The organism is Collinsella sp. SGI.033 (genome assembly GCF_050315135.1).
Classification (GTDB): domain Bacteria; phylum Actinomycetota; class Coriobacteriia; order Coriobacteriales; family Coriobacteriaceae; genus Collinsella.
In genome coordinates this window covers 66,012-89,735 of sequence record NZ_JBNPOK010000005.1, presented here as the reverse complement: position 1 = coordinate 89,735, position 23,724 = coordinate 66,012, and the positions used below count along the sequence as shown (strand labels likewise).

Sequence of the window (23,724 nt, the reverse complement as noted above, 5' to 3'; positions counted from 1 at the left end):
TATCATGGGCTACAACACCTCAAACGCAGCACTCGCCTATGATATGAACGCCATGCCCGCCTACCGCGAGGCACCGCAGGCGCCCGCTGCTCCTCGTGAGCAGCGCACACCGCGCTTTGATGTCTACACGGGCGCGGGCCGTCAGGCAAACCAGGCGGTAAGCCCGGTTTTCATGAGCGTTCTTAAAACGTTTTGCATCATTGCGGCTATCTTCATGACGATTGGCGTCGCCCGCGTGGCGCTTGCAAGCGTTACGGCCCAGGTGCTCAACAGCAACGCCGAGCTTACCAACACGCTCGAGAAGGCGACCGATGAGAGCTCTGACCTTGAGGTCATGCACTCTGTTTATGGTGCCGATACGCGCATTCGCGATCTTGCGGGCGCTTATGGCATGGTGGAGCCCAGTGAGAGCGTTACACTTGATTTTTCGCAGGATGCAGCCGCGGGCGCTAGCTCGGCTGCGGCTGTCCAGTAATAAGACGGTAGCTGAGTATGACAAATGATTATCGCCGCGGTCCAGACGGGAGTCGCGGGCAGGGACGTCCCTCTTCGCGGGGACGTTCTGGTTATCAAGGATCGGGTCGGTCATCTTACAACTTGGGGTCGAATCGTGGCAACGACCCAACGTCGCGCCTTCGCGGCTCGGATGACCCTCAAGTACGCAATAGCAGATCGAATAGACGATCTTCGACCGAATGGCTTACGGGGACGCCATTGCCTCGCCGTAATGCCGTCATGGGTTGTATCGGTTTGGGCCTGGCTGCGGGCGCCATCCGCCTTGCCGACTACCAGATCGTAAATGCCGATGAATTGCGCGGGCGCGCCGATGCTCGACGCCTGCTTGCGGAGACGCTTTACGCCAAACGCGGCACGATCTACGACCGAAACGGCAACGTGCTGACGTCGTCGGTCGAGTGCAGCAATGTCGCCGTGAATCCACAGCTGATCGAGGATGTCGATAAAACGGTATCGGCCTTGGTTAAGGCGACTGGAATCGATAAGAAGACTTGCCGCAAGCTGGTTCAGTCCGATGGCACTTGGGTGTATATCAAGCGCCAGGTGGACGAGGACGATGCCGCGGCATTGAAGAAGAAAAATCTGCCCGGCGTGCTCTTTGAGCAGGCGATGAAGCGGGTGTATCCATACGGCAATCTGGCTTCGCAGGTTCTAGGCGTGGTGAACGTTGACAACGTGGGCCTAACGGGACTTGAAAAGCAATATGACAAATTGCTGACCGGAACAAACGGCACGCTGGTACGAGAGCGTGCGAGGGACGATAGCTATATTGCGGGTGGCGCCTATAAAAAAGTCGCCGCCATCGATGGCGTTGACATCGTGACGACGCTGGATGTCAATATCCAGCGTGCAGCAGAGGACGCTCTGGCGGAGGCGGTCGAGAAGACCAAAGCCAAGAACGGTTCGGCTTTGGTGACAGACCCTACTACCGGCGAGATTCTGGCCGCCTGTTCGTATCCGACCTACGACCCGACCAATTTGGAGAACGCCAAGACCGAGGATATGAACTTGCGCTTGGTCACCGATGCGTATGAACCCGGTTCGGTCTTTAAGACGCTCGTTGCAGGTGCGGGTTTCGACTTGGGCGTCGTGCGCTCGAGTACGTCGTTTGAGGTGCCGGCGAGCATTAAGGTCGGCGACGATACCGTCACCGATGCCGATAAGCGTGACTACGCCATGACCATGGATGTGCGCGAGATGATGCGCCGCTCATCCAATGTTGGCTTTGTATTGGTCGGGCATAAGATCGGCGCGGACGATTTTGCCGCGTACGTGGACAAATGGGGCGTTGGACACAGTTCGGGCATCGATTTTCCCGGCGAGAGCCTTGGCATTGTCAAGGAGCGTGACCAGTATGACGGCGCCACGTTGGGCTCGATGAGTTTTGGCCAAGCGCTGTCTGTCTCGCCGATCGAGATTGCGCGCGCCGTGGGTGGCATTGCCAACGACGGCGTGATGATGACGCCGCACTTTTATAAATCCAGCAAAGGCGAGGAGAAGGACTGGGGCGAGGGCGAGCAGGCGATTTCTGAGGACGCCGCCGCCCAGGTGACATCGTGCATGCAGACGGTCGTTTCCGAGGGCACGGGTGTCGGGGGCGCCGTCGACGGTTACGACGTGGCGGGTAAGACCGGTACGGCCGAGCGCGCCGATGAAAAAGGCGGCTACCTCAAAGCGAGCTATATGTCGTCCTTTATGGGGTTTGCCCCGGCGCAAGCACCCAAGGTTTTGTGCTATATCACGCTCGACGGAACGCCGAGCGGTTCGGATGCCGCCGCCGTGCCGTTCCAGGTCATTATGGCTAACGCGCTCGATGTGTTGGGTATCCCACGCACCAAGTAGGGGGTTACAATCCTGGAAAGGGCTGTCGATTAATCTGGAGGGTGTTCACATGCCCTGCACCACGCATGCGCGGCGCTGGGATACAATACGCCGATAGCATTATTAGGTTTACAGGGGAGCTGCAATGATAGAGATCGCCGTCAACAACCTCGCGGCCGCAACAGGGGCCCGGACCGTGACGGGAGAAGCCGATCGGGTATGCCGTGGGTGCGTTATCGACTCGCGCCAGGTTGAGGAAGGCACGATTTTTGTTGCCTTTCCGGGTGAAAAAGTCGACGGCAACGATTTTGCTTCCCGCGCCATCGAATCGGGCGCCGGCGCTGTTGTGATGACGCGCGAGCCCAACGCCGAGCTTGTATCGCTGGCTCAGCGTAAGGGCTGCGCCATCCTACACACCGATGATCCCGAGGAATTTTTGCTGCGCCTGGCACATGCCTATCGCACGCAGCTTGGCTGCCTCGTGGTTGGCATTACCGGCTCTATCGGTAAGACGACGACCAAGGATGTCCTTGCGGCAGTGCTTGCCAAGCGCTATCGCGTTTGGGCCACCAAGGGTAATTTCAACAATCTGATCGGTATGCCGCTCACGGTTTTGGCCGCTCCTGCCGACACCGAGGTGCTGGTTCTCGAGATGGGTATGAACCATTTTCACGAGATCGAGCGCCTTTCTCGGTCCGCCAATCCCAACCTTGCCATCGTGACCAAGATCGGCACCTCTCATATTGGAATCCTGGGAAGTCGCGAGAATATCGCCCGCGCTAAGTCCGAGATTGTTGGGGGCATGTGTGCCGCCGACGACCTTCTCCCGTTGCTGGTTTTGGGCGGCGAAGACGACTTCACCCCGTTCATTCGTGAGACGTTTGCCGAGCCCGCGGGTATCGACGTGATGCTGGCGGGTGTTTCGGATGTTGATGAGGTTTGCGCCCGCGGCATTCACATTGATGATGAGGGCCGCCCGGTCTTTACGCTTGACTTTGGTATGGGTGAGTCCGTTGACACCATGCTCGCCATTCCCGGCGTCCAGTCCGTTCCCAACGCCGTTAAGGCCGCCGCAGTTGCCTATCGTTTGGGTGTGACCCCCGAGCAGATCGATGCTGCCTTTAGGGGTATCGCGATTACCGGTCATCGTCAGGAGATCAAACACGCCAAGAGCGGTGCCCGCATTATCGACGACTCGTATAACGCCAGCGCCGAATCCATGGCTGCTGGCCTTGACCTGCTGTGCTCGCTTTCGTGTTCTGGCTCTCGAATGGCGATTCTGGGCGAGATGGGCGAAATGGGCGACGAGGCCCCCCGCATGCATGAGCTGGTGGGCGCCTATGCCGCGGCTAAGAAGCTCGATATGCTGGCGTGCGTGGGCGGTGAGCTGGCCGCTCGTATGGCCGAAGCCGCGCGCATGATGGGCATGGACGAGGACCGCATCCAGGTGTTCTCCGATTATCAGCAGGTGCTCGACCGTATGGCCGGCGCACTTGAGAAACATGACGTTGTGCTGGTCAAGGGCTCTCGCTTTGTCGAGCTCGACCGCTTTGTGGAAGGTGTGTGCTAGCCCATGTTCGGGAACCCCGCGTATCCTACATACCAGGCCTTTTTGGGACTTGGCATCGCCGCCGCCATTGCGCTGCTGCTCATGCCGTGGTGGATCAAGCTTCTTAAGGTCGAGGGTATCGGCCAGCAGGTCCGCGCCGATGGACCCAAACGCCACCTGATTAAGCAGGGCACGCCCACCATGGGCGGCGTTGTCATTCTCGTAGCCGTTTCGCTGACGTGCCTTTTGATGGGCAAGCTCACCACCGAGCTTGTGCTCGTGCTGCTTGCCACGCTTGCAACCGGCGTTCTGGGCCTTATCGATGATTTGACCTCTGTCACGCACGGTCGTTCGCTCGGCCTGACGCCCCACGCCAAGATGATCGGTCTCACCATCATCTGCGTCACGTTTACCGTGCTTGCCGTCAGCTGGTGCGGCGTTGCCCCCGAGATTCGTTTTCCCGGCGGTCTGACGATTGACCTCGGTATCTTCTCGACCACCATTGGTGGCCTTACCTTTCCGTGGCTCTACATCGTCTTTTGCTGGCTGATGATCGCCGGTCTTTCTAATGCCGTGAACCTGACCGATGGCCTTGACGGCCTTGCCGGTGGCACCTCCATGATTGCCATGCTTGCCATGGCTGCCATGGCGTTTTTGCACGGTGACGTAAACCTGTCTATCTTCTGTACCGCATGTGCTGGTGCTTGCCTGGGCTTCCTTTGGTTCAACTGCTATCCGGCGAGCATCTTTATGGGTGATACCGGCTCTCTTGCCTTGGGTGCGGCCTTTGCCTGCACGTCCATTATGACCAACACCGAGGTCGTCTCGCTCATCATCGGCGGCCTGTTTATCGTCGAGACCCTGTCGGTCATGATTCAGGTCGTCTACTTCCACTTTACGCATAAGCGCGTCTTCCTTATGGCGCCCATTCATCATCATTTCGAGAAGAAGGGATGGGCCGAGACTAAGGTCGTCATCCGTTTTTGGATTGTCGCTGCCGCTTTTGGCGCTCTGGGCCTTGCCCTGTTTTTCCAGTTGGGATAGTGGTTTTTCATGCCTCTTGCAGATTCCTTTAGCCTGCTCGTCTTGGGCCAGGGTAAGTCCGGTCTAGATGTCGCTCGCTGGGCGCTTGCGCACCCCGAGCGCGTGAGTACCGTTACCGTGTACGGTGGCGGCACGTCCGAGCCCAATGATGCCACGCGCTCGCTCGAGGCGCGCGGGGTATCGTTTGTCTACGGAACCGAGCAGGTCGAGGGCGCGTTTGATGTATGCGTGACGTGTCCGGGCATCTCGGAGTTCTCGGCATTCTATAAGGCTGGCCGCGATCACGCTGCCCAGATCATGGGTGAGCCCGAGTTTGCCTACCGCCTGTCTCCCCAAAATTGGATTGCCATTACGGGCACCAACGGCAAGACGACCACCACGTCGCTGACCGACTACCTGCTTAAGGCAGCGGGCGAGGCGAGCGTTGCTGTCGGTAATATCGGTGAGCCTCCGGTGAACGAAATCGACGACCGCGCGCATAACGAGTGGTTTGTAGCTGAGCTTTCGAGCTATCAGATCGCAACGACCCAGGAGCTTCACCCCCGTGTGGCGGTGCTGCTCAACATTACCCCCGACCATCTGGGCTGGCACAAGAGCCATGAGAACTATGCGCTCGCCAAGATTAAGCTCTTCGAGAATATGGTCGATGATGACCTTGTGGTTATCGACGTCGAGGATGCCGGTATCCATGAATTCGATGAGTATGTCTACACGCCGGGTCGTCGCATCTGCAAGGTCGCCTTTGACGAGCCTGCGGGCGAGGACGCCGCATTTGTGCGCGATGGCAAGATGGTCATTCGCCTGAAGGGCGTCGAGACCCCGCTCATCGCCACGTCCGAGCTCAAAATCTCCGGACATCACAATGTCATCAATGCCCTGTGCGCTGCCACGGCTGCCCTGGCCGTCGGTGCCGATGTCGACGGTGTGTGTCGCGGCCTGGCCTCATTCCAGCCGCTGGAGCACCGCGTTGAGCCCTGTGGCGAGATTGATGGCGTGCGCTACGTCAACGATTCCAAGGCAACGAACACCGATGCGGTCGAAAAGGCCCTGACGGCGTTTCCCGACGACGACGTGATCTTGCTGCTCGGTGGTCACGATAAGGGCACGCCACTCGAGTCCTTCGCCCGCGTTGTCATGGACAACGTGCGATCGGTCGTCTGCTTTGGCGATGCGCGCGAGCGCTTTACCGCCGCTATGGACGAGGCCGATGTCGATGGTGATGTTGATATCGCTCAGGCTGACGACCTGCGCGACGCCGTCGACGTTGCCCGTTCGCTGTCGAGCCGAGGCGACGTGATCCTGCTTTCTCCCGCCTGTTCTTCGTTCGATGAGTTCTCGGGCTACGAGGAGCGCGGCCGCGTGTTTAAGGACTACGTGGCCCAGCTTGCCGCCGCAGCGAAATCGCAAATGGAATAGGGGCCGCCGGTGAGAGAGGAGAGCCCCCGACAAGGTATGAGGAGGCCCGACTCGGACCGTGCTTCCTCGCAGCGCAGTACGCCGCGTTCCGGTCGCGGCGGGCAGACGCTCAGCGAACGCTATATTGCCGGCGTCCCCGCCCGCATCATGCGCCCTCGTTTGATATTCATGGCGTGCCTGTTTACTTTAGTGTGCTTTGGTCTGCTGATGGTGTACTCGGCGTCATCGGTCGAGGCATTGCACGAGAACGGCTCGGCGACGTTTTTCCTGGTTCGACAGGCTACCTTTGCCGGGGTTGGCGTGCTCGCCATGGTTGCGATCGTTCGCGTCTTGCCGGACAGCTGGTTTGGGGAAAATGTACTTAGGGTCTTCCTTATCGGCATGATTCTCTTGCTGTTTGCGGTATTTCTTGTCGGCAGTGGCAGCCGTGGCGCCACGCGCTGGCTCAACATCGCCGGTATTCAGTTCCAGCCGTCTGAGTTTTTAAAGCCGTTTGCCATCGCGTATTCGGCCATCATACTCGACCGTTTCTTTTCGCCCGGTGGCAACATCAACGAGTTCCTTCGTAAGATGGTCGTCTACTTGGGCATTTCGCTCTTTTTGATCTTTATCCAGCCCGATTATGGCACCGTCTTGATCATCTCGCTGACCCTTATGTGTATGGCGTTATTTGCGGGTCTAGACCCCAAGTTTATCATCGGCGTGATCATTCTCGTCATTGTCATGAGTGTGTTTGCGCTTGTTGCAGAGCCGTACCGCATGGTGCGTGTTCAGGTTGCCCTGAACCCTTGGGCCGACGAGTATGGCGATGGCTATCAGGCAACGCTTGCCATCATGGCGTTTGCTTCGGGCGGCTTGTTCGGCCGCGGCATCGGTAACTCCACCATGAAGTATTCGTATCTGCCCGAGGCACACAACGACTATATTCTGGCCATTATCGGCGAGGAGGTCGGTTTTGTCGGGACCGCGCTGCTCTTCCTGGTCTTTGCGATGCTGATTTACTCAGCGTTTCGCATTGCCGAACAGGCTGCGGACCGTCGCGGAGCGCTCATGGCATCGGGTTCCGCAGTCATTCTCGCGGTACAGTTTTTGATCAATGCGCTGGGCATCCTCAACGTGTTTCCCATGACGGGTAAGCCGCTGCCATTTATCAGCTACGGCGGTTCGTCGATTATCGTATCGCTTATGCTTGCGGGGCTGATCTTGCGCGTCTCGCACGAGAGCGCCCGTCGTGATGAGTACGACCGTCGCCGCGAGAGCTTTGCCGTTATGGACGAGAGCACCGCCGGCGTGCCCCATGTGCGCGGCGATCGCCCTTCGCGCAACGGTTTTACCGTCTTGGATGGCTCTGCGTCCGAGCCGGCGGCTCGTCCGCGCCCGCGAACGGCTCCGCAGGGGCGTCCCCAACGCCCGAACCCCCGAAGCTCGGGCGGCGGATATAATCGAATCAATTTGAATTCGGACCCGTCGGCGCGTCTGCGCACCGACGATCAGGGACCGCGCGTACGAAGGGATTTTCATGACCGATAAGATGACCGTTGCTATCGCAGCCGGCGGCACGGCGGGACATATCAACCCTGCGCTTGCCTTGGCTGAGGAGTTGCGCGACCGCGGACATCATGTTGTGTTCGTGGGCCAGTCGCACAAGCTCGAGGGTCGTTTGGTTCCCGAGGCCGGGTTCGATTTTGTACCTATCACGGTCACGGGCTTCGACCGTTCCCGTCCTTGGACCGCGTTGAGCTCGCTGTGGCGCGTCAATAAGGCCAAGCGCTCGCTCGCCAGCCATTTCTCAAAGGTTGGCAAGCCCGATGCTGCCATCGGTTTTGGTGCCTACGTCGAGGTCCCGCTGCTGGGCTGGTGCAAGGATGCGGGCGTTCCGTATCTGCTGCACGAGCAGAACTCTGTTCCGGGCCTGGCCAATAAGATGATGAGTTCCCATGCCGCCCGCGTGTGTATCTCGGTGCCGGCTGCGCGCTCTGTCTTTGAGCGCGAGGGCGACCCCGAGCATGTGCTCATGACCGGTAATCCGGTGCGCCGCTCGGTCATTGAGGGCGATCGCGCCCGCGGCCGCGAGGCACTTGGCGTGCCCGAGGATGCGACGCTTCTGCTCGTCTTTGGTGGTTCGCTCGGTGCCCAGCATCTCAACGAGCGCGTAGCCTCGCTCAAGAGTGAGCTGCTGACCCGCGAGAATCTCTACATTTTGCATTCGACGGGAGCCGACGGCTTTGAGGACACCGAGCGTGCTTTGGCGCTGACGTCCGATGAGACGAAGCGCTATCGCGTCCAGCCCTACATTGACAACATGGGCGACATGCTAGCTGCAGCTGACCTGGTGCTCTCGCGCTCCGGCGCCTCGAGCGTGGCCGAGATTGCCGCCCTCGCCGTGCCTTCGGTGCTCGTGCCGTATCCGCATGCCACGGCCGACCACCAGACGACCAATGCGCGTTATCTGGTCGATGCCGGTGCCGGCGTGCTTTGTGCCGATGCCGATATCGATGCTCCGGCGTTTGCCGAGGAGCTGCTGCATCTGGTCGATGACGCCGCAGCGCGCGATGCCATGCGTCAGGCGGCGCGCGGGTTGGCTCAGGACCGCGCCGCCGCACTTTTGGCCGATGCGGTAGAGGGTTTGCGTTAGTTAGACGGGATATCGAGCTTGCGCTCGCGCGGATGCGGTAGGTGCGGTACAGTTAACGGGTTACAGGCAGTGTTTACGCAAGGAGTACACGAGCACATGGCTGATTCCCAGACTGCAACCTCCGCGCCCGAGTTCAAGAGCGCCCACTTTATCGGTATCGGTGGCGCCGGCATGAGCGGCATCGCTCTCGTTTTGCACGAGCGTGGCTATGCCGTTACCGGTTCCGACCTTAAGACCTCGCGCTACATTCGTCAGCTTACCCGTGCTGGCGTGAAGGTTCACGTGGGCCACGAGGCCGCCACGATCGATGAGGTCAAGCCTGACGTGGTCGTGGTCTCTACCGCTATTCCCGAGTCCAACCCCGAGCTTGTGCGTGCTCGCGAGCTCGGTATTCCTGTGTGGCCCCGCGCCAAGATGCTCTCGGCTCTGGGCCACGGCTACACCACCATCGCTGTTGCCGGCACGCACGGCAAGACCACGACGTCCTCGATGTGTGCCACCATGCTCGACCGCATGGGTCTGGATCCCAGCTTTTTGATCGGCGGTATCGTCGAGGGTTACGATACCAACGGAAAGAACGGCTCGGGTGACTACTTTGTCGCCGAGGCCGATGAGTCCGACAGCTCGTTCCTGTTCCTGAACCCCAACGTGGTCATCGTGACCAACGTCGAGGCCGACCATCTCGACCACTACTCGGGCATCGAGGAGATCGAGGCCACCTTTGCCAAGTTTATGGGCCTGGTTGGAGAGGGCGGTACCGTCATCGTTTGCGGTGAGGACCCGCATCTGGTCGAACTCGCCAAGTCGACGGGTCGCCACGTGCTTTCCTATGGCTTTGCCGAAACCAACGACGTCGTCTGCGTGCATCCGGATGTCAAGGGCATTCAGAGCGACTTTATCGTTCGCTTTGAGGATGGGACCGAGCATGCTGTCGAGATCAAGAGCAACCCCGGTCGCCACAACATGCTCAACGCCACGGCAGTGCTAACCGTTGCCCATGTCCTGGGTCTCGACGTCGATGCCGCAGCCGAGGCGCTTTCGAGCTTTGAGGGCGTCCGCCGCCGCTTTACCCATGTGGGCGATATTGACGGCATCACCGTGGTCGATGACTACGGCCATCACCCCACCGAGATCAAGGCGACGCTTGCCGCCGCCTCGTCGCTGGGCTATAAGCATGTTGACGTCGTGTTCCAGCCGCACCGCTATTCGCGTTTGCAGGCGCTGTGCGATGACTTTGCCGATGCCTTCGCCAATGCCGATAAGCTGCTGCTCATCGATGTGTTCTCTGCCGGCGAGATGCCGATTCCGGGCGTAACCTCCAAGATGCTCGCTGATACTGTGCGCGCCAAGCACCCTGGCAAGGAGGTCGTGTACTGCTCCAGCCGTCTCGAGCTCAATCGTGAGCTCGAGAAGATGGTAGGTGAGGGCGATCTGCTGCTTACTATGGGCGCCGGCGACGTTACGACCGTTGGCCCTGAGTTCATCGAGTATCTGACTGCCAAGAAAGACGCTTAGCCCCTATGGGTCTGTTTAACGCCGTCATGGCGCTTTCGGGCATGATTGACACGGATGTAGTCGAGGATGAACGCCTTGCGCGTCATACGAGTTATCGTATCGGCGGCAAGGCCGACCTCTTCGTGACGTGCCATAGCTATCATGCCCTTCGTCGTGCCGTGGCAGTACTCGACCGTGAGCAGGTGCCGTGGGTCATTATCGGCAAGGGATCTAATCTGCTCGTTGCCGATGCGGGCTATCGCGGCGCCGTCATTTCGCTGGGGCGTGAGTTTCAGCGCACCGTTGTTGCCGAGGACGGTTGCACGCTGACCGTTGGCGCGGGCGTTATGTTCGCACGTTTGGTCAACGATGCCCTGTCGCGCGGGCTTTCGGGCCTTGAGTTTGCGGTTGGCATCCCCGGCTCGGTCGGCGGCGCCGTATCTATGAACGCCGGTACGCGTACCGAGTGGATAGGTTCGCTTGTCGAGGATGTGGTCACGTTTGACCCGGCATCCGGCATTAAGCATTATGCGGGGTCCGAGATTGCCTGGGGCTACCGTGAGTGCAGCCTGCCGCGTAACGAGATTATTCTCGAGTGCGTGCTTAAGCTCAAGCCTGCGCCTAAGGCCGACATTCGCGAGCGTATGGAGCGGTATCTGACGAGGCGCAAACGCACGCAGCCCATGGGTCGCGCTTCTTGCGGGTCGGTCTTTCGCAATCCACCCGACGCGAGCGTTGGCAAGCTGATTGAGGATTGTGGATTAAAGGGTTTTTCGGTTGGCGGTGCGGAAGTTTCGCCCGTACACGCTAATTTTATCGTTAATAACGGTACCGCCTCGGCCGATGACGTGGCCGCGGTTATCAGGCATGTGCACGGAAAGGTGAGGGAGGCGTATGGCATCGAGCTCAGACCGGAAGTCAAATTCCTCGGCTTCTAGAGCATCGAAACCTACCTTCCGCCGCGCCGGAGGGCGTTCCGGCGCACCCGTCCAGCCTCAACGCAAGCCCCCTGTGTCCTCCAAGCCCGCTGGATCCGTTCGGTCCGCCAAACGTCCGGTCGTCGGCTCGCAACTTGGTGGACGCCCTGCCGCAAAAAAGACGGTTCACCCGGCTCCGCGCCCCTCGGTGACGTCTAAGTCGGCGATGGGTGCCAAGCCCTCTCGCCCCATAGTGACGCCCAAGCCCTCGCTGGGGGCTAAAGCAACGCATCCCGGTCGTACGTTGGGCGCTGCCAAGCCGCGCTCGTTGACGTCGGTGCCCGCCACTAAGGCACCTGCGACCAATAAGGGTATCAATCCGCTGTCGTCGCTTGGCGCCATGGCGAGTAAGACGTCCGAGGCCGCCTCTGCCGTTAAGGGCAAGGGCAAAATCGTGGGCGGTATCTTGGCGGCTGTGGCCGTGCTTGCCGTCGTTGCCATCGTCGTTATCAATTCCGGCCTGTTTGCCGCTACCGATATTCAGATCGAGGGCAGCGAGCATGTGACCAAGCACGATGCCATGCAGCTGATCAGTCTGCCCGAGAACACATCGCTCTTCAACGTAAATCCCGACCAGATTACCGAAGATCTCAAGCAGAACCCGTGGGTTTCGGGCGTGGACGTTCAACGGCAGTTTCCCCACACGCTCGTCATTACGCCGACGGAGCGCAAGGTCACCGCGATCGCTTATATAAGTTCCGACGATCTTGCCTGGGCCATCGGCGACGATGACACCTGGATCGCACCGCTTTCGACCTCTGTGGAGGTGGACGACCAGGGAAATGTCGTCACTTCGGGTGAGGGAGCCAACACATTGAGCGGTATCGATGCTGCGTTGGCGCTGGCCAAGCACTACGGGGCCGTGCTGCTTACCGATGTCTCGGCTGATGTCGAGCCGGTCTCGGGGCGGGCCGTTTCTTCCAAGGCCGTTAAAGCGGGCCTGGATTACGTGCGTGGTTTTTCCGGCGAATTCTTGGCGCAGATCAAGGATATTTCTATACCTTCGGTCGAGGCCATCTCGGCGAATCTTGATAATGGCGTTGAGGTCTCGCTGGGCGATTCTGATGATATCGCCAAGAAGGAACGCGTCGTGACCAAGCTTCTGTCGCAGGTAGAGGGCGTAACCTACATCAACGTTCGGTCTCCCGGCAACTATACGTTTAGAAACGCACCGACCGCTTAGCGTCGGTGTGTGGCTTTGTTGAGGGGCCATACCACGCCGTTTATCTGGTTTGTTTGGTTTTCACGGTCAATTATTTGACTGATACGTTCATAATGTGCAAACATAATACGGTTTACCTTTGCATTTACTTTCAACCTGAAGGTTAATGTGCGCAGGGGTCAACCCATGCTATGGCTATAACCTTTGTTCGGAGGACCGACATGCACGAGACAGAGATCAACAACTACCTTGCCGTCATTAAGGTGGTCGGCGTCGGCGGCGGCGGTACCAACGCGGTCAATCGAATGATCGAAGAGGGCATTCGTGGCGTCGAGTTTGTTGCCATCAACACCGATGCTCAGGCGCTCGCGATCTCTGATGCCGATATCAAGGTCCACATCGGTACCGACCTTACCCGCGGCCTGGGCGCTGGCGCCAACCCCGAGGTTGGTCGCAAGGCTGCCGATGAGTCCCGCGATGACATTGCCGAGGCGCTCGCTGGCGCCGACATGGTGTTCATCACCTGCGGCGAGGGCGGTGGCACCGGCACCGGCGCCGCTCCCATCGTTGCCGATATCGCGATGAACGAGGTCGGTGCGCTGACCGTCGCCGTCGTGACCAAGCCCTTCACCTTCGAGGGCCGCAAGCGTAAGAAGAGCGCCGAAGAGGGCATTAAGACCCTTTCCGATTGCGTCGACACCATGATCGTTATCCCTAACGACAAGCTGCTCGACATCGCCGAGAAGAAGACCACCATGCTCGAGGCCTTCGCGATTGCCGATGGCGTCCTTTCCCAGGGTACCCAGGGCATTACCGACCTCATCACCGTCCCGGGCATCATCAACCTGGACTTCGCTGATGTTAAGACCATCATGAAGCAGGCCGGCACCGCCATGATGGGTATCGGTACTTCTTCTGGGGACACCCGTGCCGTCGACGCCGCCCAGCAGGCTATTTCCAGCCCGCTGCTCGAGAGCTCTATCGATGGTGCTACGCGCGTCCTGCTCTCCATCGCCGGATCCAAGGATCTGGGCATCCAGGAGATCAGCGACGCTGCCGACGTTGTCGCCAACGCCGTCGATCCCGAGGCCAACATCATCTTCGGTACCGTTGTCGACGAGTCCCTGGGCGATCAGGTGCGCATCACCGTTATCGCTACGGGCTTCTCCGACTCTAATGTCAACCGTCAGGACGAGCTCTTCGCTGCCCAGCAGTCCCAGAGCAAGGCTTCCGTTGCCGAGCCTCAGCGTACCGCTCCCGCTGCAAGCTCGGCTCAGTCTGCCCCGACCCGCAATGTCGGCGGTACGGAGCTTCCCAATTTTGGTAACGACCAGTTTGAGCTTCCCGACTTCCTTAAGCGTGGTAGCTTCTAGTTCGTTTTTCTCAACGACCTGCACGGGGTGTATCCATTTGGATGCACCCCGTTTTGTTTCTCGTTTGTAAACGAAAGTCTCCAATCTCTTTACGTTCCCCTTACGTTTGGTTCCTACCGCTGCGGGTATCCTTTTGTAGAAGTATGGCAGCCGTATGGCACGGACTGCTGCGGCTTGGCCGCGATACTTGTGTTATTAGGAGGCTTTAGTATGGCAGCACGTGCGGACAACGTTTCGCGTGTCGACCATGATGGAGTTACGTTGGTAGAGGGCGCGACGCACGATGTCCGCTTTGCCTTCACCGAACGCACTGGCGGTGTTTCCGAAGATGCGTACTCCTCACTCAATCTGGGCTCGCATGTTGGCGATGACCCCTTTGCCGTTCAAGAAAATCGTCGCCGCGTACTCGAGGCCATGGGTGCCGCCGAGTGCGAGCACAACCTGCTTGTCCCCAATCAGGTACACGGTGACAATGTCGTGACGGTGACCTCGAACGGCGCCGATGATCTCGAGAACATTCGCGAGCAGATTGCCGAGGGCTGCGATGCCCTCGTCTGCACGGCGCATGAGGTGCCCGTGATGCTTTGCTTTGCCGATTGTGTTCCCGTTGTGCTGGTGGCTCCCGGCGGCTTTGCCGTGGTGCATTCTGGCTGGAAGGGCACGATTGCGCGCATTTCCGCCAAGGCGTGCCAAGCGCTCTGCGAGGCGGCTGGCTGCAAGCCAGACGACATCTCTGCCTATATTGGGCCCCATATCCTGGGTGACGAGTACGAGGTGTCCCAAGAACTTATGGACCGCTTTGCCTCCGAGTTCGCGTGCATCGATGCTGCCGCTTCTCGTATGCTCGATCTTTCCGCCGCCATTCGCGAGGCGCTGATGGACGCCGGCGTCGTAGAGAACGGCATTGTGGACACCAAGCTCTCCACCGTTCGTCAGAACGACCGCTTTTATTCCTACCGCAACGAGGGCGGCACCTGTGGGCGCCATGCTGCGATCGGCGTGATGCTATGAGAAAGATCGCATCGGTCCTAAGCGCGGCAGTGCTCACGCTTACGCTGTGTGCCTGCTCCTCGGGATCTTCCACGTCTTCTATCACCGTGGCCGGCTCGACCACCTGCCTTCCCATTGCCGAGATTGCGGCCGAGGGCTTTAAGGAGGAGACCGGCACCGACGTGCTCGTCTCTGGCCTTGGCTCTTCTGCCGGTATCGAGGCCGTCAGCAACGGCACGGCTGACATCGCCAGCTCGTCTCGTGGCCTCAATGCCGACGAGCAGGATCTGGGCCTGACCCCGATTGTAATCGCGCACGACGGCATCGCAGTCATCGTGAACGACGATAATCCGGTCGACAACCTCTCGACCGAGCAGCTTCGCGACATATACGCCGGTAAGATTACCAACTGGAAGGAAGTCGGCGGAGAGGACCTGAAGATTCAGGTTATTAACCGCGATGAGGCGTCCGGTACGCGCGAGGCCTTCCGTACCATCGTGATGGACGGCACGCCGTTCGATCGTCGCTCTGCCGTTCTTTCGGGCACGGGCCAGGTGCGCGATGTCGTGTCCCGTTCACGTGGTGCTATTGGCTACATCTCGCTGGGTTTTGTCGAGAGCCTCAACGCTAAGACTTCGGTTAAGGCTGTTTCGGTCAACCATGTCGAGGCATCCGAGAAGACGGTCGCAAGTGGCGGCTACCCCATCTCGCGCGACCTTTACTTCTTTGTGAAGGGTACGCCTTCGCAGCGTGCACAGGACTACATTGACTATGTGACGTCGGAGAAGATGGACAAGCAGATTCGCGAGGCGGGCTTTATTCCCGTCACCAACGACGGAAAGGGGAGTGAGTAGCATGGAAGCGCAGGAAACCCCCCAGATTGAGCGAGAGGCTCAGGCGCCCAAAAAGCGTGAGTTGGCGTTGGTGTCGCGCAGCACCTATCTCAAAGAGAAGGCGCTGCAGTGGATCTTCTTTGCTTGCGCGTTCTTGGCGGTCGTCACCGTCATCCTGATTTTTGTCTTTACCACGTACTCGGCGTTGCCCGTCTTTACCGACATCGGTCTGGCGGACTTCTTTAGCTTTACGTGGGCGCCCTCCGAGGGCCACTACGGCATCATGTCGCTGCTGGCGGGCTCTGGTCTGGTGACGGTCGGTGCGCTCGCCATGGGTGTGCCCCTGGGTGTGGGCACGGCCGTGTATCTGGTCGAGATCGCCGGCAAGCGCGTGCGCAGTCTCATCAGCCCCGCCGTCGACCTGCTGGCGGGTATTCCCTCCATCATCTACGGTTTCTTTGGCATGGTCATCATCCGTCCGTTTATCGCGCAGCTGACCGGCGGTCTTGGCTTTGGTGCGCTGACGGCGTGGTTCGTGCTCGCCATCATGATCGTTCCCACCATCACCACGCTCACCATCGATGCCCTCAATTCCATTCCCATGGGCATTCGCGAGGCATCCTATGCCATGGGTGCCACCAAGTGGCAGACCATCTACAAGGTCGTTCTGCCTGCAGCCAAATTGGGCATCGTCGATGCGATTGTCTTGGGCATGGGTCGTGCCATCGGTGAGACCATGGCCGTGCTCATGGTCGTTGGCAACGCTCCGGTCATCCCGGACAGCATCTCGAGCCCCATCTCGACGCTCACGAGCCAGATCGCGCTCGACATGAGCTATTCCTCGGGCCTGCACCGCTCGGCTCTGTTTGGCATGGGCGTGGTCCTGTTTATCATTTCCGCCGCATTGGTGGGCATCGTCCGTCTGATTTCCAAGAAGAAGAGGGGGTAGGCTATGTCCGATTCCGTTGACACGACGGTCGATACGACCTCGTCGCGCGAACGCATCAAGCGTGCCCTTTCCCATGGTAAGAAGGGCCGCATCAACAAGGATCTGTCCAACAAGATTATGCTCGGCGTGTTTCGTGCCGCGGCCTATATCACCACGCTGGTGCTGGTCGCCATCATCGCCTATGTAGTTATCAACGGTCTGCCGCACATCTCGCTCGACTTTATCTTTGGCTGGCCGCAGGGAGTAAACGCCGAGGGCGGCATTTGGCCCACTATCGTCTCGACCGTCTACGTGACGGCGCTCGCCATGCTCATCTGCACGCCGGTTGCCGTCTTGGCTGCGGTCTATCTGGCCGAGTATGCCAAGCAGGGCAAGGTTGTCGACATCATTCGCTATGCTGCCGATGCCCTGGCCTCGGTGCCCTCCATTGTTATGGGCCTTTTTGGCTACGCCTTGTTTGTCGAGGCCATGGGCCTGGGTCTTTCGATGGTTTCGGCCGCCCTGGCGCTCGCACTTCTGATGCTGCCCATTGTCATGCGTACCACCGAGGAGGCAATCCGCGCCGTTCCGCGCTATATCCGTTGGGGCGCATATGGCCTGGGTGCCACCAAGTGGCAGGTCGTCTCCAAGATCGTGCTTCCTTCGGCTTTTGGCCGCATCGCCACCGGCATCGTACTTGCCATCGGCCGCGCCATCGGCGAGACCGCCGTGGTGCTCTACACCATGGGCCAGGCCATCAACCTGCCTATTTCGCCGCTCGATTCCGGTCGCCCCATGACCGTTCACCTTTATCTGCTTGCCAATGACGGCATCAACATGAACGCAGCCTACGGCACCGCGCTTTTGCTGATGGCGATTATTCTGGCCTTCAACCTGTTTGCGCGTTATCTGTCGCGCAAACGCCGCTAGTTAAGGAGTCCCATGTCCGTCTATCAGTCCGCTCCCACGCTGGAGCAAGCGGCCATCACGGCCAAGGATTTCAACTTTTGGTACGGTGACTTTCATGCGCTGACGGGGCTCGACCTCAACATCGCCAAAAACGCCATTACCTCGTTTATCGGCCCTTCGGGCTGCGGCAAATCGACGTTTTTGCGCTGTATCAACCGTATGAACGACCTTATCGAGGGCACGCGCGTCGAGGGCACCATGACGCTCGACGGCAACGATATCTATGCCGAGGGCGTCGACCCGGTCGACCTTCGCCGCCGCGTGGGCATGATTTTTCAGCAGCCCAACCCGTTCCCTAAATCCATCTACGAGAATGTTGCTTTTGGCCCTCGTCTGCAGGGCGTGACTAGCAAAAGCGACCTCGATGACATCGTGGAAGAATCGCTCAAGCGCGCCAACCTCTGGAAAGAGGTATCCAATCAGCTCAACAAGGATGGTTTGGCGCTTTCGGGCGGTCAGCAGCAGCGTCTGTGCATCGCGCGTGTGCTCGCGGTGCAGCCCGATGTCCTTCTGATGGACGAGCCCTGCTCCGCCATCGACCCCACGTCCGTCTCCAAGGTCGAGGATCTGATGGCCGAGCTGGCGCCCGAGATGACGATCATCATCGTCACACATTCAATGCAGCAGGCAGCTCGCATTAGCGACTACACCGCCTTCTTCTTGCAGGAGGTTGCCGGCGAGCCCGCCACGCTCATCGAGTATGGTCAAACCGACGCGATCTTCACCAGCCCGGTGGATTCGCGGACGGAAGACTATATCACCGGCCGCTTTGGCTGATCGGTGCGACTAGTCCCAAGCCGATCGGACCTGGTCCGGTGCGTATTCACTGTGCGGGCGGCATGACCGCACCCAACTGATTGGAGTGAACCATGCGCAAACTGTTTTCCCGTCAGCTCGTCGAGGCTCGTCACGAGATGTTGAGCATCTACGAGGCTGTAGACCTGGCTCTTCACGACGCCGTGAAGGCCTATGTGACCGACGACCGCAAGCTCGCCACCAAGACCAAGAAGCGCACGCTTTCGATTGACGCGCGCTGCGCCAACCTGGAGGCCGTGTGCTACAACCTGATCGCTACACAGTCGCCGGTCGCCTCCGACTTCCGCTTGCTGCAGACGATCATCTACGTCGACTTTAACCTGCAGCGCATGACCGATAAGGTTCGCCAGATCTGCCGCGCCACGCGTCATATGGTCAAGGCCGATATCTCGCTGCCCCAGGAGCTCGTCGGTACGGTTGAGGCCGAGGCCGAAGCCGTATACCAGGTGCTGGGCTCGTCGCTTTCCGCGCTCGTCACCAACGACATGTCCATCATCTGCAACCTGGCCGTCGAGGACGAGCCGGTGCATGCGGCCTATGAGAAGTTCTTCCGTACCTTCAACCGCATGGACGCGGGCGAGTTTATGGACGACGACAGCAACTATGACGATCTGCGCCGCGCCATCATGGTTTCGCGCTACCTCGATCGCATCGCCTCGATTTCCATCGATGCCGCCTGCCGTCTGACCTTCCTTTTGACCGGCCAGCGCATGAACGCCGGCGATATCGCCCGTACGGACGAGGATGAGCTCGAGAGCATGCGCGTACCTTCGGGCGAGGGCGTCATCATGAGGCCCGCTGTCGATGCGCGCTTTGTTGCCAAGGTGCCCGCTAACGAGGTGAGCGAGGGTCTTCGCTACCTGCTCGAGCACCTCGAGGACGAGGACGATACCGAGGATGACGAGGAGTAGGGTAGCTCCGTTCGTCGAAAGATTGTAAATACCTAAGTGAGCGCGGCCTTGCACATGCAGGGCCGCGCTCTTGCGTTAGCATGGGACTACTTGTATGGCTGTTAGCGGAGGCGATTGGCAATGGATAATTATTTGAACGTGATGCGCGCTCGCCGCGAGCAGATTCTCGAACGCTTTTATGCCGCACTCGATCGCGCGGGGCGTCCACACAATGCCGCACGTCTGATTGCCGTCTCCAAGACCGTTGGCGTCGATGAGACCGTTGCCGCCATCCAGGCAGGGTATCGTCATTTTGCCGAGAACCGTCCGCAGGAGCTTGTTCGCAAGCTTGCGGGGCTGGCGGAGCATCCGGAGCTGCCCGAGGTGCGCTTCGATATGATCGGTAATCTTCAGACCAACAAGATCAATGCGGTGCTGGGTGCGGCCGAGCTGATTCATTCGGTGGGGTCGCTTCATTTGGCGCAGGCTATCTCGAGCCGTGCCGTCCGCAAGATTGAGGCGGGCGAGCTTGCCGGTCCTCAGCATGTGCTGATCGAGGTCAATGTAAGCGGCGAGGAGTCCAAGGGCGGCTTTTCGCCCGATGAGGTTCGTGCCTCCGCCGGCGAGCTTGCGGAACTTGAGGGAATTTGTGTGCAGGGGCTTATGACCATGGCGCCCCGGGGGAATAAGGATGTGGCACGCCGCACCTTTGCCGGGCTGCGTGAGTTGAGGGATGAGCTGGAGACGGCACACCCCGATTTGTGTCTGCCTGAGCTTTCTTGCGGCATGAGCGAGGACTTTGAGCCCGCCCTTGAGGAAGGCTCGACGCTTGTTCGCCTGGGCAGGGTAGTATTTAGCCCGGAGTTTGAAGTAAAATAAGAGCCTGGAGTGCGCGCTGATTATCAGAGCGCCTGCATTAGACCGTGAGAGGACACAACCATGGGTTTCCTTGACGAAATTAAAAATAAAATGCACCTAGGCGGCCAGCAGGGTTATGACCAGGGTTATGGCCAGGATGATGACTACGGTTACGATGACGGCTATGACGACGGCTATCAGAACAACGGCTACGGCGGTGCTTCGGGCGAGGGCTTCTACACGCAAGATGAACCGAGCAATGGACTGCTGGGGCAGACACGCCGCGGAGAGGCCGAGTCGGTTGCTGTGTACACGCGTTCCGGTCAACTGATCGGCGACGACTCCCGTCACGCTACGACGTACAATCCGCCTTCGCGCTCTCAGGATGCCGCTGCGGGCGGTTATCGTCCCGGCGCCTATGACACGCCGTCAAGCTACGCCGAGAACGCTCGGGTCCGCGCTGCCGCTGTGCCCGCTCCTGCTTCAACGCCGAGCGATACCTCTGCCTATGCGAGCAATATCATCAACGCCACGCCTCAGTTGCCGGCCTACGTTCTTCGTCCGGAGAGTTATGACGACGTGGAGACGGTCGTGCGCCGCGTGCGTACCAAGCAGCCTGTCGCGCTGATCTTTGTGGGCGTTCGCACCGAGGTCGCCAAACGCGTCCTGGACTTTAGCTATGGCTTTGCCTGCGGCCTGGGCGCTTCGGTCAAAGAAGTGGGCGATCGCGTGTTTATGGTGCTGCCCGCCGGCTGCGAGGTCAAGGATTCGGATCTCAAGAAGCTTCGCGCCGACGGCTATCTCAAGTAAAGACAAGGCGAGGAGATTCCCATCAACATCTACACCATCGTTCAGCTTGTCAACACGCTGTTTAATTTTTATTCCACGTTGATTGTGGTCTACTGCTTTATGACGTGGATTCCCATGAAGCAGGGTGGTTTGCTACAGGATATCGCGGCGGTGCTCGACAGCGTTTGCGGCCCTTGGCTCAACCTGTTTCGCCGGTTTATGCCGCCGATGGGCGGTATCGATTTTTCACCGGTCGTTGCGATTATTGCGTTGCAGTTGGTGCAGAAGCTCATTCTGCAGCTACTTATAGGTATACTCGTATAGGACTGGCTCAGTAACCTATGTCGGGCGCTTAGCGCCAAGGCGATGATAAAGGAGAACTTGTTATGGCTATTACCCCTGCTGACATCCAGGCTCAGACCTTCTCTGAGGCCAAGCGCGGCTACGATCCCGCCGAGGTCGACGTCTTCCTGGAGACCCTGTCCTCCGAGGTCGACGCTATGCTTGCCAAGATCGTTGATCTTAAGGGTCGCCTGACCGCCACCGAGCAGCAGCTTGCCGATACGCAGGCTCAGCTTGCGCAGGCCCAGGATTCTGCCGCTCAGGCTGCCCCTGTCGCTACTCCCGCTCCCGATTTCTCCGCTCAGGAGCGTCAGATTTCCGCCGCTCTCATTGCGGCTCAGCAGACCGCCGAGGCGATTGTCAACGACGCTAACGAGAATGCTGACCGCATCCGCAACGAGGCCGACGCCAAGGCCCGCGAGGTCATCCGTCAGGCCCTGACCGAGAAGCAGGCCGAGCTCGAGGAGATTGACCGTCTGAAGGCTTCCCGCGAGGAGTTCAAGGCCGAGTATCTCAAGCTCATTCAGCACTTTATGGACGATGCTCAGAATTCCTTCCCGGCCGATCTGCTGGCTTCTACGCCGGTCGGTTCTGCGGCTTCTCCTGCCGTGACCATGCCTGCCGCCGAGCCGCTGCCTGTCGCTGATCCGGTTGTCCCCGTGGCCGACCCCTTCGCCCCGATTGACAACTTTGCCGCGGACGACCTGGACTAGCGCTAAAACTACAATCTAGCCCCTTAAAAGGAGCTCGCGCTTGCGAGCTCCTTTTTTGTAGCTGTATACGGGTTGGGAAACAAAACGCCGAGCTCTGCGTGCGATAGGGCAGAACTCGGCGAACGTTTGAGCGGTAAAAGGTAGATTTTAGGGCATGGGCCAAAAACTACTTGAGGAGGAAATTGGATAGGGGAATGGTGCGGGCCTCGCGATGCTCGGGGTCGGCGATATGGTCGGCGGGATAGCCGCAGACGAGCATGTGGTGGGGATAAACGCCCTCGGGCAGGTTGAACTGCTCGCGGGCTAGCTCAGGCTTAAAATGGCATACCCAGCACGTTCCCAGGCCCTGTTCCTCGGCCTCCATCATCATCTGATCGCAAACAATCGAGGTGTCGATAGCGCTGGAGTTCATCTGGTCATAGGGACGCACCCAAGCATCGTTGGTAACGCTGCAAACGAGGAAGATGAGCGGAGCGCCAAAGATGGACCCATCACGAGCAAACCGAGGCTGACAAGCAGCTGCCTTTTCCAGAAGCTCAGGCGTATCCAACACCATCACACGGGTTGGATGATTATTGCAAGCAGAAGGAGCAATGCGTCCAGCCTCAACAATGGTATCCACCACAGCCTGCTCAACAGAACGATCCTCAAACAAACGACAAGAATACCGAGACCGAGCCAGATCCATATACGACATACAAGCCCTCCAACAATTAAAAATCAAACAAACCCAAAGTAACCTAAAGAGTACCCAAAGCAGCAATCAGTCAAACGCTCACCAAGGGCCAAAGTGTCCGAGCGGGTACCAAAGATCCCTTCAGCCAAACCCCCATTGCGCTAAAACAATCAGCCAAAGTTCCCAATGGCGGTACGCAAGGCGAAGGCCCGACACCTATTTACTTTCGAACGACTCTGCCGTGCAGCCGGAGAGAGAAAGCAAATAGGTGCCGGGCCTTCGCCGGTGGGACGCATACCCCCAATTAACTGTTCTTCATGACAATCGAATCCACGACATCGGCCACATTCTCGCAGCAGTCGGCACAGTACTCCAAGAAGGCGTACACGTCACGCCAGGCGATGACCTCGAGCGGGTCCTTGCCGTTGACGTGCAGGTTACGCATGGCGTTGATGTAGAGTTCGTCGGCCTCGGACTCGATGGTGTTGATCTGAATGACGAGCTCGCGCAGCGTTTTGGACTTGCGGTAGTTGGGCAACTCGACCATCAGGTCCTTCATGGCGCGGCAGGCGTCGGTCACCTTGTGGGCGATCACGATGGCATCAGGGTGGATGCTCTGGATGTTGGTGAAGTAGAGGCGCTGCACGACGCCCTCAATACGGTCGAGCACGGTATCGAGCGAGCAGCTCATGAGGTTAAGGTCCTCGCGCTCAAGCGGGGTGATAAAGGCCGTGAGCAGGGCGTCTTCGAGCTCATGGTGCTTCTTGTCTGCTGCATGCTCAATCGCATGCATCTTCTCGAGCATGTCGTGGATCTGCGCGGGGTCAAAGTTCTCAAAAATCTTGGTGAGCAGCTCGGCTGCCTGAACGGCGAAGTCGGCGCAGGCGACGTAGTTGTCAAAGTAGAACGAATCGGGTTTCTTTGCCATGAGTG

Annotated in this window: 23 protein-coding genes; 21 read left to right on the top strand and 2 right to left on the bottom strand. The window is 59.1% G+C overall.

The features are described 5' to 3' along the window. Window positions 1-4 precede the first annotated feature (4 nt). The 21 genes from ACQRC0_RS02960 to ACQRC0_RS02860 all read left to right on the top strand — a co-directional run bounded on the left by ACQRC0_RS02960 (window position 5) and on the right by ACQRC0_RS02860 (window position 22,115). Window positions 5-475 (top strand): hypothetical protein, encoded by a 471-nt coding sequence (locus tag ACQRC0_RS02960; protein WP_427719178.1) that lies wholly within the window; start codon window positions 5-7, stop codon window positions 473-475. Between the two features lie 260 nt (window positions 476-735). After that, window positions 736-2,358, top strand: a complete 1,623-nt coding sequence (locus tag ACQRC0_RS02955; RefSeq protein WP_427727628.1) for a peptidoglycan D,D-transpeptidase FtsI family protein — start codon at window positions 736-738, stop codon at window positions 2,356-2,358. A 124-nt stretch (window positions 2,359-2,482) separates the two neighbouring features. Continuing rightward, window positions 2,483-3,907, top strand: a complete 1,425-nt coding sequence (locus tag ACQRC0_RS02950) for a UDP-N-acetylmuramoyl-tripeptide--D-alanyl-D-alanine ligase (RefSeq protein WP_427719184.1) — start codon at window positions 2,483-2,485, stop codon at window positions 3,905-3,907. A gap of 3 nt (window positions 3,908-3,910) precedes the next feature. Beyond that, complete coding sequence (gene mraY, locus ACQRC0_RS02945) at window positions 3,911-4,930, top strand: phospho-N-acetylmuramoyl-pentapeptide-transferase (RefSeq protein ID WP_154515238.1); 1,020 nt, start codon at window positions 3,911-3,913, stop codon at window positions 4,928-4,930. Between the two features lie 9 nt (window positions 4,931-4,939). Continuing rightward, window positions 4,940-6,346, top strand: a complete 1,407-nt coding sequence (gene murD / locus ACQRC0_RS02940; protein WP_427727626.1) for a UDP-N-acetylmuramoyl-L-alanine--D-glutamate ligase — start codon at window positions 4,940-4,942, stop codon at window positions 6,344-6,346. A gap of 36 nt (window positions 6,347-6,382) precedes the next feature. Then, window positions 6,383-7,876: a putative lipid II flippase FtsW gene (gene ftsW, locus ACQRC0_RS02935; RefSeq protein ID WP_427727624.1), complete on the top strand. Its 1,494-nt coding sequence runs from the start codon at window positions 6,383-6,385 to the stop codon at window positions 7,874-7,876. Next, on the top strand, window positions 7,866-8,981 hold the full coding sequence (gene murG, locus ACQRC0_RS02930; RefSeq protein ID WP_427719191.1) for an undecaprenyldiphospho-muramoylpentapeptide beta-N-acetylglucosaminyltransferase: 1,116 nt from the start codon (window positions 7,866-7,868) through the stop codon (window positions 8,979-8,981). The genes ftsW and murG overlap by 11 nt, the downstream gene beginning before the upstream one ends. 96 nt (window positions 8,982-9,077) lie before the next feature. Then, on the top strand, window positions 9,078-10,496 hold the full coding sequence (gene murC, locus ACQRC0_RS02925; protein ID WP_427727623.1) for a UDP-N-acetylmuramate--L-alanine ligase: 1,419 nt from the start codon (window positions 9,078-9,080) through the stop codon (window positions 10,494-10,496). Window positions 10,497-10,501: 5 nt separating this feature from the next. Then, window positions 10,502-11,413, top strand: a complete 912-nt coding sequence (gene murB / locus ACQRC0_RS02920) for a UDP-N-acetylmuramate dehydrogenase (protein ID WP_154515248.1) — start codon at window positions 10,502-10,504, stop codon at window positions 11,411-11,413. Window positions 11,414-11,486: 73 nt separating this feature from the next. Continuing rightward, window positions 11,487-12,635, top strand: coding sequence for an FtsQ-type POTRA domain-containing protein (locus ACQRC0_RS02915; RefSeq protein WP_427727621.1), 1,149 nt, complete (start codon window positions 11,487-11,489; stop codon window positions 12,633-12,635). A gap of 200 nt (window positions 12,636-12,835) precedes the next feature. Then, window positions 12,836-13,987: a cell division protein FtsZ gene (gene ftsZ, locus ACQRC0_RS02910; protein WP_427727619.1), complete on the top strand. Its 1,152-nt coding sequence runs from the start codon at window positions 12,836-12,838 to the stop codon at window positions 13,985-13,987. 210 nt (window positions 13,988-14,197) lie between these two features. Continuing rightward, window positions 14,198-14,998 carry a polyphenol oxidase family protein gene (locus tag ACQRC0_RS02905; protein WP_427727617.1) on the top strand — a complete coding sequence of 267 codons (801 nt, stop codon included), beginning with the start codon at window positions 14,198-14,200 and terminating at the stop codon, window positions 14,996-14,998. Further along, entirely contained in the window at window positions 14,995-15,831 is an 837-nt protein-coding gene (locus ACQRC0_RS02900) for a phosphate ABC transporter substrate-binding protein (RefSeq protein ID WP_427727615.1), read from the top strand. Before ACQRC0_RS02905 ends, ACQRC0_RS02900 begins: the two co-directional genes overlap by 4 nt. A gap of 1 nt (window position 15,832) precedes the next feature. Beyond that, on the top strand, window positions 15,833-16,759 hold the full coding sequence (gene pstC / locus ACQRC0_RS02895; protein WP_427719203.1) for a phosphate ABC transporter permease subunit PstC: 927 nt from the start codon (window positions 15,833-15,835) through the stop codon (window positions 16,757-16,759). Window positions 16,760-16,762: 3 nt separating this feature from the next. Then, the gene (pstA, locus tag ACQRC0_RS02890) at window positions 16,763-17,668 is read left to right on the top strand and encodes a phosphate ABC transporter permease PstA (protein WP_427727613.1); all 906 of its coding nucleotides are present in this window, start codon (window positions 16,763-16,765) and stop codon (window positions 17,666-17,668) included. Between the two features lie 12 nt (window positions 17,669-17,680). Further along, on the top strand, window positions 17,681-18,484 hold the full coding sequence (gene pstB, locus ACQRC0_RS02885; protein ID WP_089571588.1) for a phosphate ABC transporter ATP-binding protein PstB: 804 nt from the start codon (window positions 17,681-17,683) through the stop codon (window positions 18,482-18,484). Between the two features lie 92 nt (window positions 18,485-18,576). After that, a complete protein-coding gene (locus ACQRC0_RS02880) occupies window positions 18,577-19,434 on the top strand; it encodes a phosphate signaling complex PhoU family protein (RefSeq protein WP_427719211.1) in 858 nt (285 codons plus the stop codon). Between the two features lie 120 nt (window positions 19,435-19,554). Continuing rightward, window positions 19,555-20,292 (top strand): YggS family pyridoxal phosphate-dependent enzyme, encoded by a 738-nt coding sequence (locus tag ACQRC0_RS02875; protein ID WP_427727610.1) that lies wholly within the window; start codon window positions 19,555-19,557, stop codon window positions 20,290-20,292. A gap of 60 nt (window positions 20,293-20,352) precedes the next feature. Then, window positions 20,353-21,081 (top strand): cell division protein SepF, encoded by a 729-nt coding sequence (locus ACQRC0_RS02870; protein WP_427727608.1) that lies wholly within the window; start codon window positions 20,353-20,355, stop codon window positions 21,079-21,081. A 15-nt stretch (window positions 21,082-21,096) separates the two neighbouring features. Continuing rightward, window positions 21,097-21,384, top strand: a complete 288-nt coding sequence (locus ACQRC0_RS02865; RefSeq protein ID WP_427727642.1) for a YggT family protein — start codon at window positions 21,097-21,099, stop codon at window positions 21,382-21,384. Between the two features lie 62 nt (window positions 21,385-21,446). Continuing rightward, the gene (locus tag ACQRC0_RS02860) at window positions 21,447-22,115 is read left to right on the top strand and encodes a DivIVA domain-containing protein (RefSeq protein WP_154515270.1); all 669 of its coding nucleotides are present in this window, start codon (window positions 21,447-21,449) and stop codon (window positions 22,113-22,115) included. 166 nt (window positions 22,116-22,281) lie between these two features. Here ACQRC0_RS02860 and ACQRC0_RS02855 read toward each other — a convergent pair whose 3' ends face one another. Both ACQRC0_RS02855 and ACQRC0_RS02850 read right to left on the bottom strand, forming a co-directional pair. After that, on the bottom strand, window positions 22,282-22,803 hold the full coding sequence (locus tag ACQRC0_RS02855) for a nitroreductase family protein (RefSeq protein ID WP_427727640.1): 522 nt from the start codon (window positions 22,801-22,803) through the stop codon (window positions 22,282-22,284). Between the two features lie 292 nt (window positions 22,804-23,095). After that, on the bottom strand, window positions 23,096-23,719 hold the full coding sequence (locus tag ACQRC0_RS02850; RefSeq protein ID WP_427719219.1) for a DUF47 domain-containing protein: 624 nt from the start codon (window positions 23,717-23,719) through the stop codon (window positions 23,096-23,098). Between the last annotated feature and the right edge of the window lie 5 nt (window positions 23,720-23,724).

Coding starts and splice junctions, on each gene's coding strand:
- ACQRC0_RS02960 (WP_427719178.1), top strand. CDS start 5: ATGGGCTACAACACCTCAAACGCAGCACTCGCCTATGATATGAACGCC.
- ACQRC0_RS02955 (WP_427727628.1), top strand. CDS start 736: ATGGGTTGTATCGGTTTGGGCCTGGCTGCGGGCGCCATCCGCCTTGCC.
- ACQRC0_RS02950 (WP_427719184.1), top strand. CDS start 2,483: ATGATAGAGATCGCCGTCAACAACCTCGCGGCCGCAACAGGGGCCCGG.
- mraY (WP_154515238.1), top strand. CDS start 3,911: ATGTTCGGGAACCCCGCGTATCCTACATACCAGGCCTTTTTGGGACTT.
- murD (WP_427727626.1), top strand. CDS start 4,940: ATGCCTCTTGCAGATTCCTTTAGCCTGCTCGTCTTGGGCCAGGGTAAG.
- ftsW (WP_427727624.1), top strand. CDS start 6,383: ATGAGGAGGCCCGACTCGGACCGTGCTTCCTCGCAGCGCAGTACGCCG.
- murG (WP_427719191.1), top strand. CDS start 7,866: ATGACCGATAAGATGACCGTTGCTATCGCAGCCGGCGGCACGGCGGGA.
- murC (WP_427727623.1), top strand. CDS start 9,078: ATGGCTGATTCCCAGACTGCAACCTCCGCGCCCGAGTTCAAGAGCGCC.
- murB (WP_154515248.1), top strand. CDS start 10,502: ATGGGTCTGTTTAACGCCGTCATGGCGCTTTCGGGCATGATTGACACG.
- ftsZ (WP_427727619.1), top strand. CDS start 12,836: ATGCACGAGACAGAGATCAACAACTACCTTGCCGTCATTAAGGTGGTC.
- ACQRC0_RS02905 (WP_427727617.1), top strand. CDS start 14,198: ATGGCAGCACGTGCGGACAACGTTTCGCGTGTCGACCATGATGGAGTT.
- ACQRC0_RS02900 (WP_427727615.1), top strand. CDS start 14,995: ATGAGAAAGATCGCATCGGTCCTAAGCGCGGCAGTGCTCACGCTTACG.
- pstC (WP_427719203.1), top strand. CDS start 15,833: ATGGAAGCGCAGGAAACCCCCCAGATTGAGCGAGAGGCTCAGGCGCCC.
- pstA (WP_427727613.1), top strand. CDS start 16,763: ATGTCCGATTCCGTTGACACGACGGTCGATACGACCTCGTCGCGCGAA.
- pstB (WP_089571588.1), top strand. CDS start 17,681: ATGTCCGTCTATCAGTCCGCTCCCACGCTGGAGCAAGCGGCCATCACG.
- ACQRC0_RS02880 (WP_427719211.1), top strand. CDS start 18,577: ATGCGCAAACTGTTTTCCCGTCAGCTCGTCGAGGCTCGTCACGAGATG.
- ACQRC0_RS02875 (WP_427727610.1), top strand. CDS start 19,555: ATGGATAATTATTTGAACGTGATGCGCGCTCGCCGCGAGCAGATTCTC.
- ACQRC0_RS02870 (WP_427727608.1), top strand. CDS start 20,353: ATGGGTTTCCTTGACGAAATTAAAAATAAAATGCACCTAGGCGGCCAG.
- ACQRC0_RS02860 (WP_154515270.1), top strand. CDS start 21,447: ATGGCTATTACCCCTGCTGACATCCAGGCTCAGACCTTCTCTGAGGCC.
- ACQRC0_RS02855 (WP_427727640.1), bottom strand. CDS start 22,803: ATGGATCTGGCTCGGTCTCGGTATTCTTGTCGTTTGTTTGAGGATCGT.
- ACQRC0_RS02850 (WP_427719219.1), bottom strand. CDS start 23,719: ATGGCAAAGAAACCCGATTCGTTCTACTTTGACAACTACGTCGCCTGC.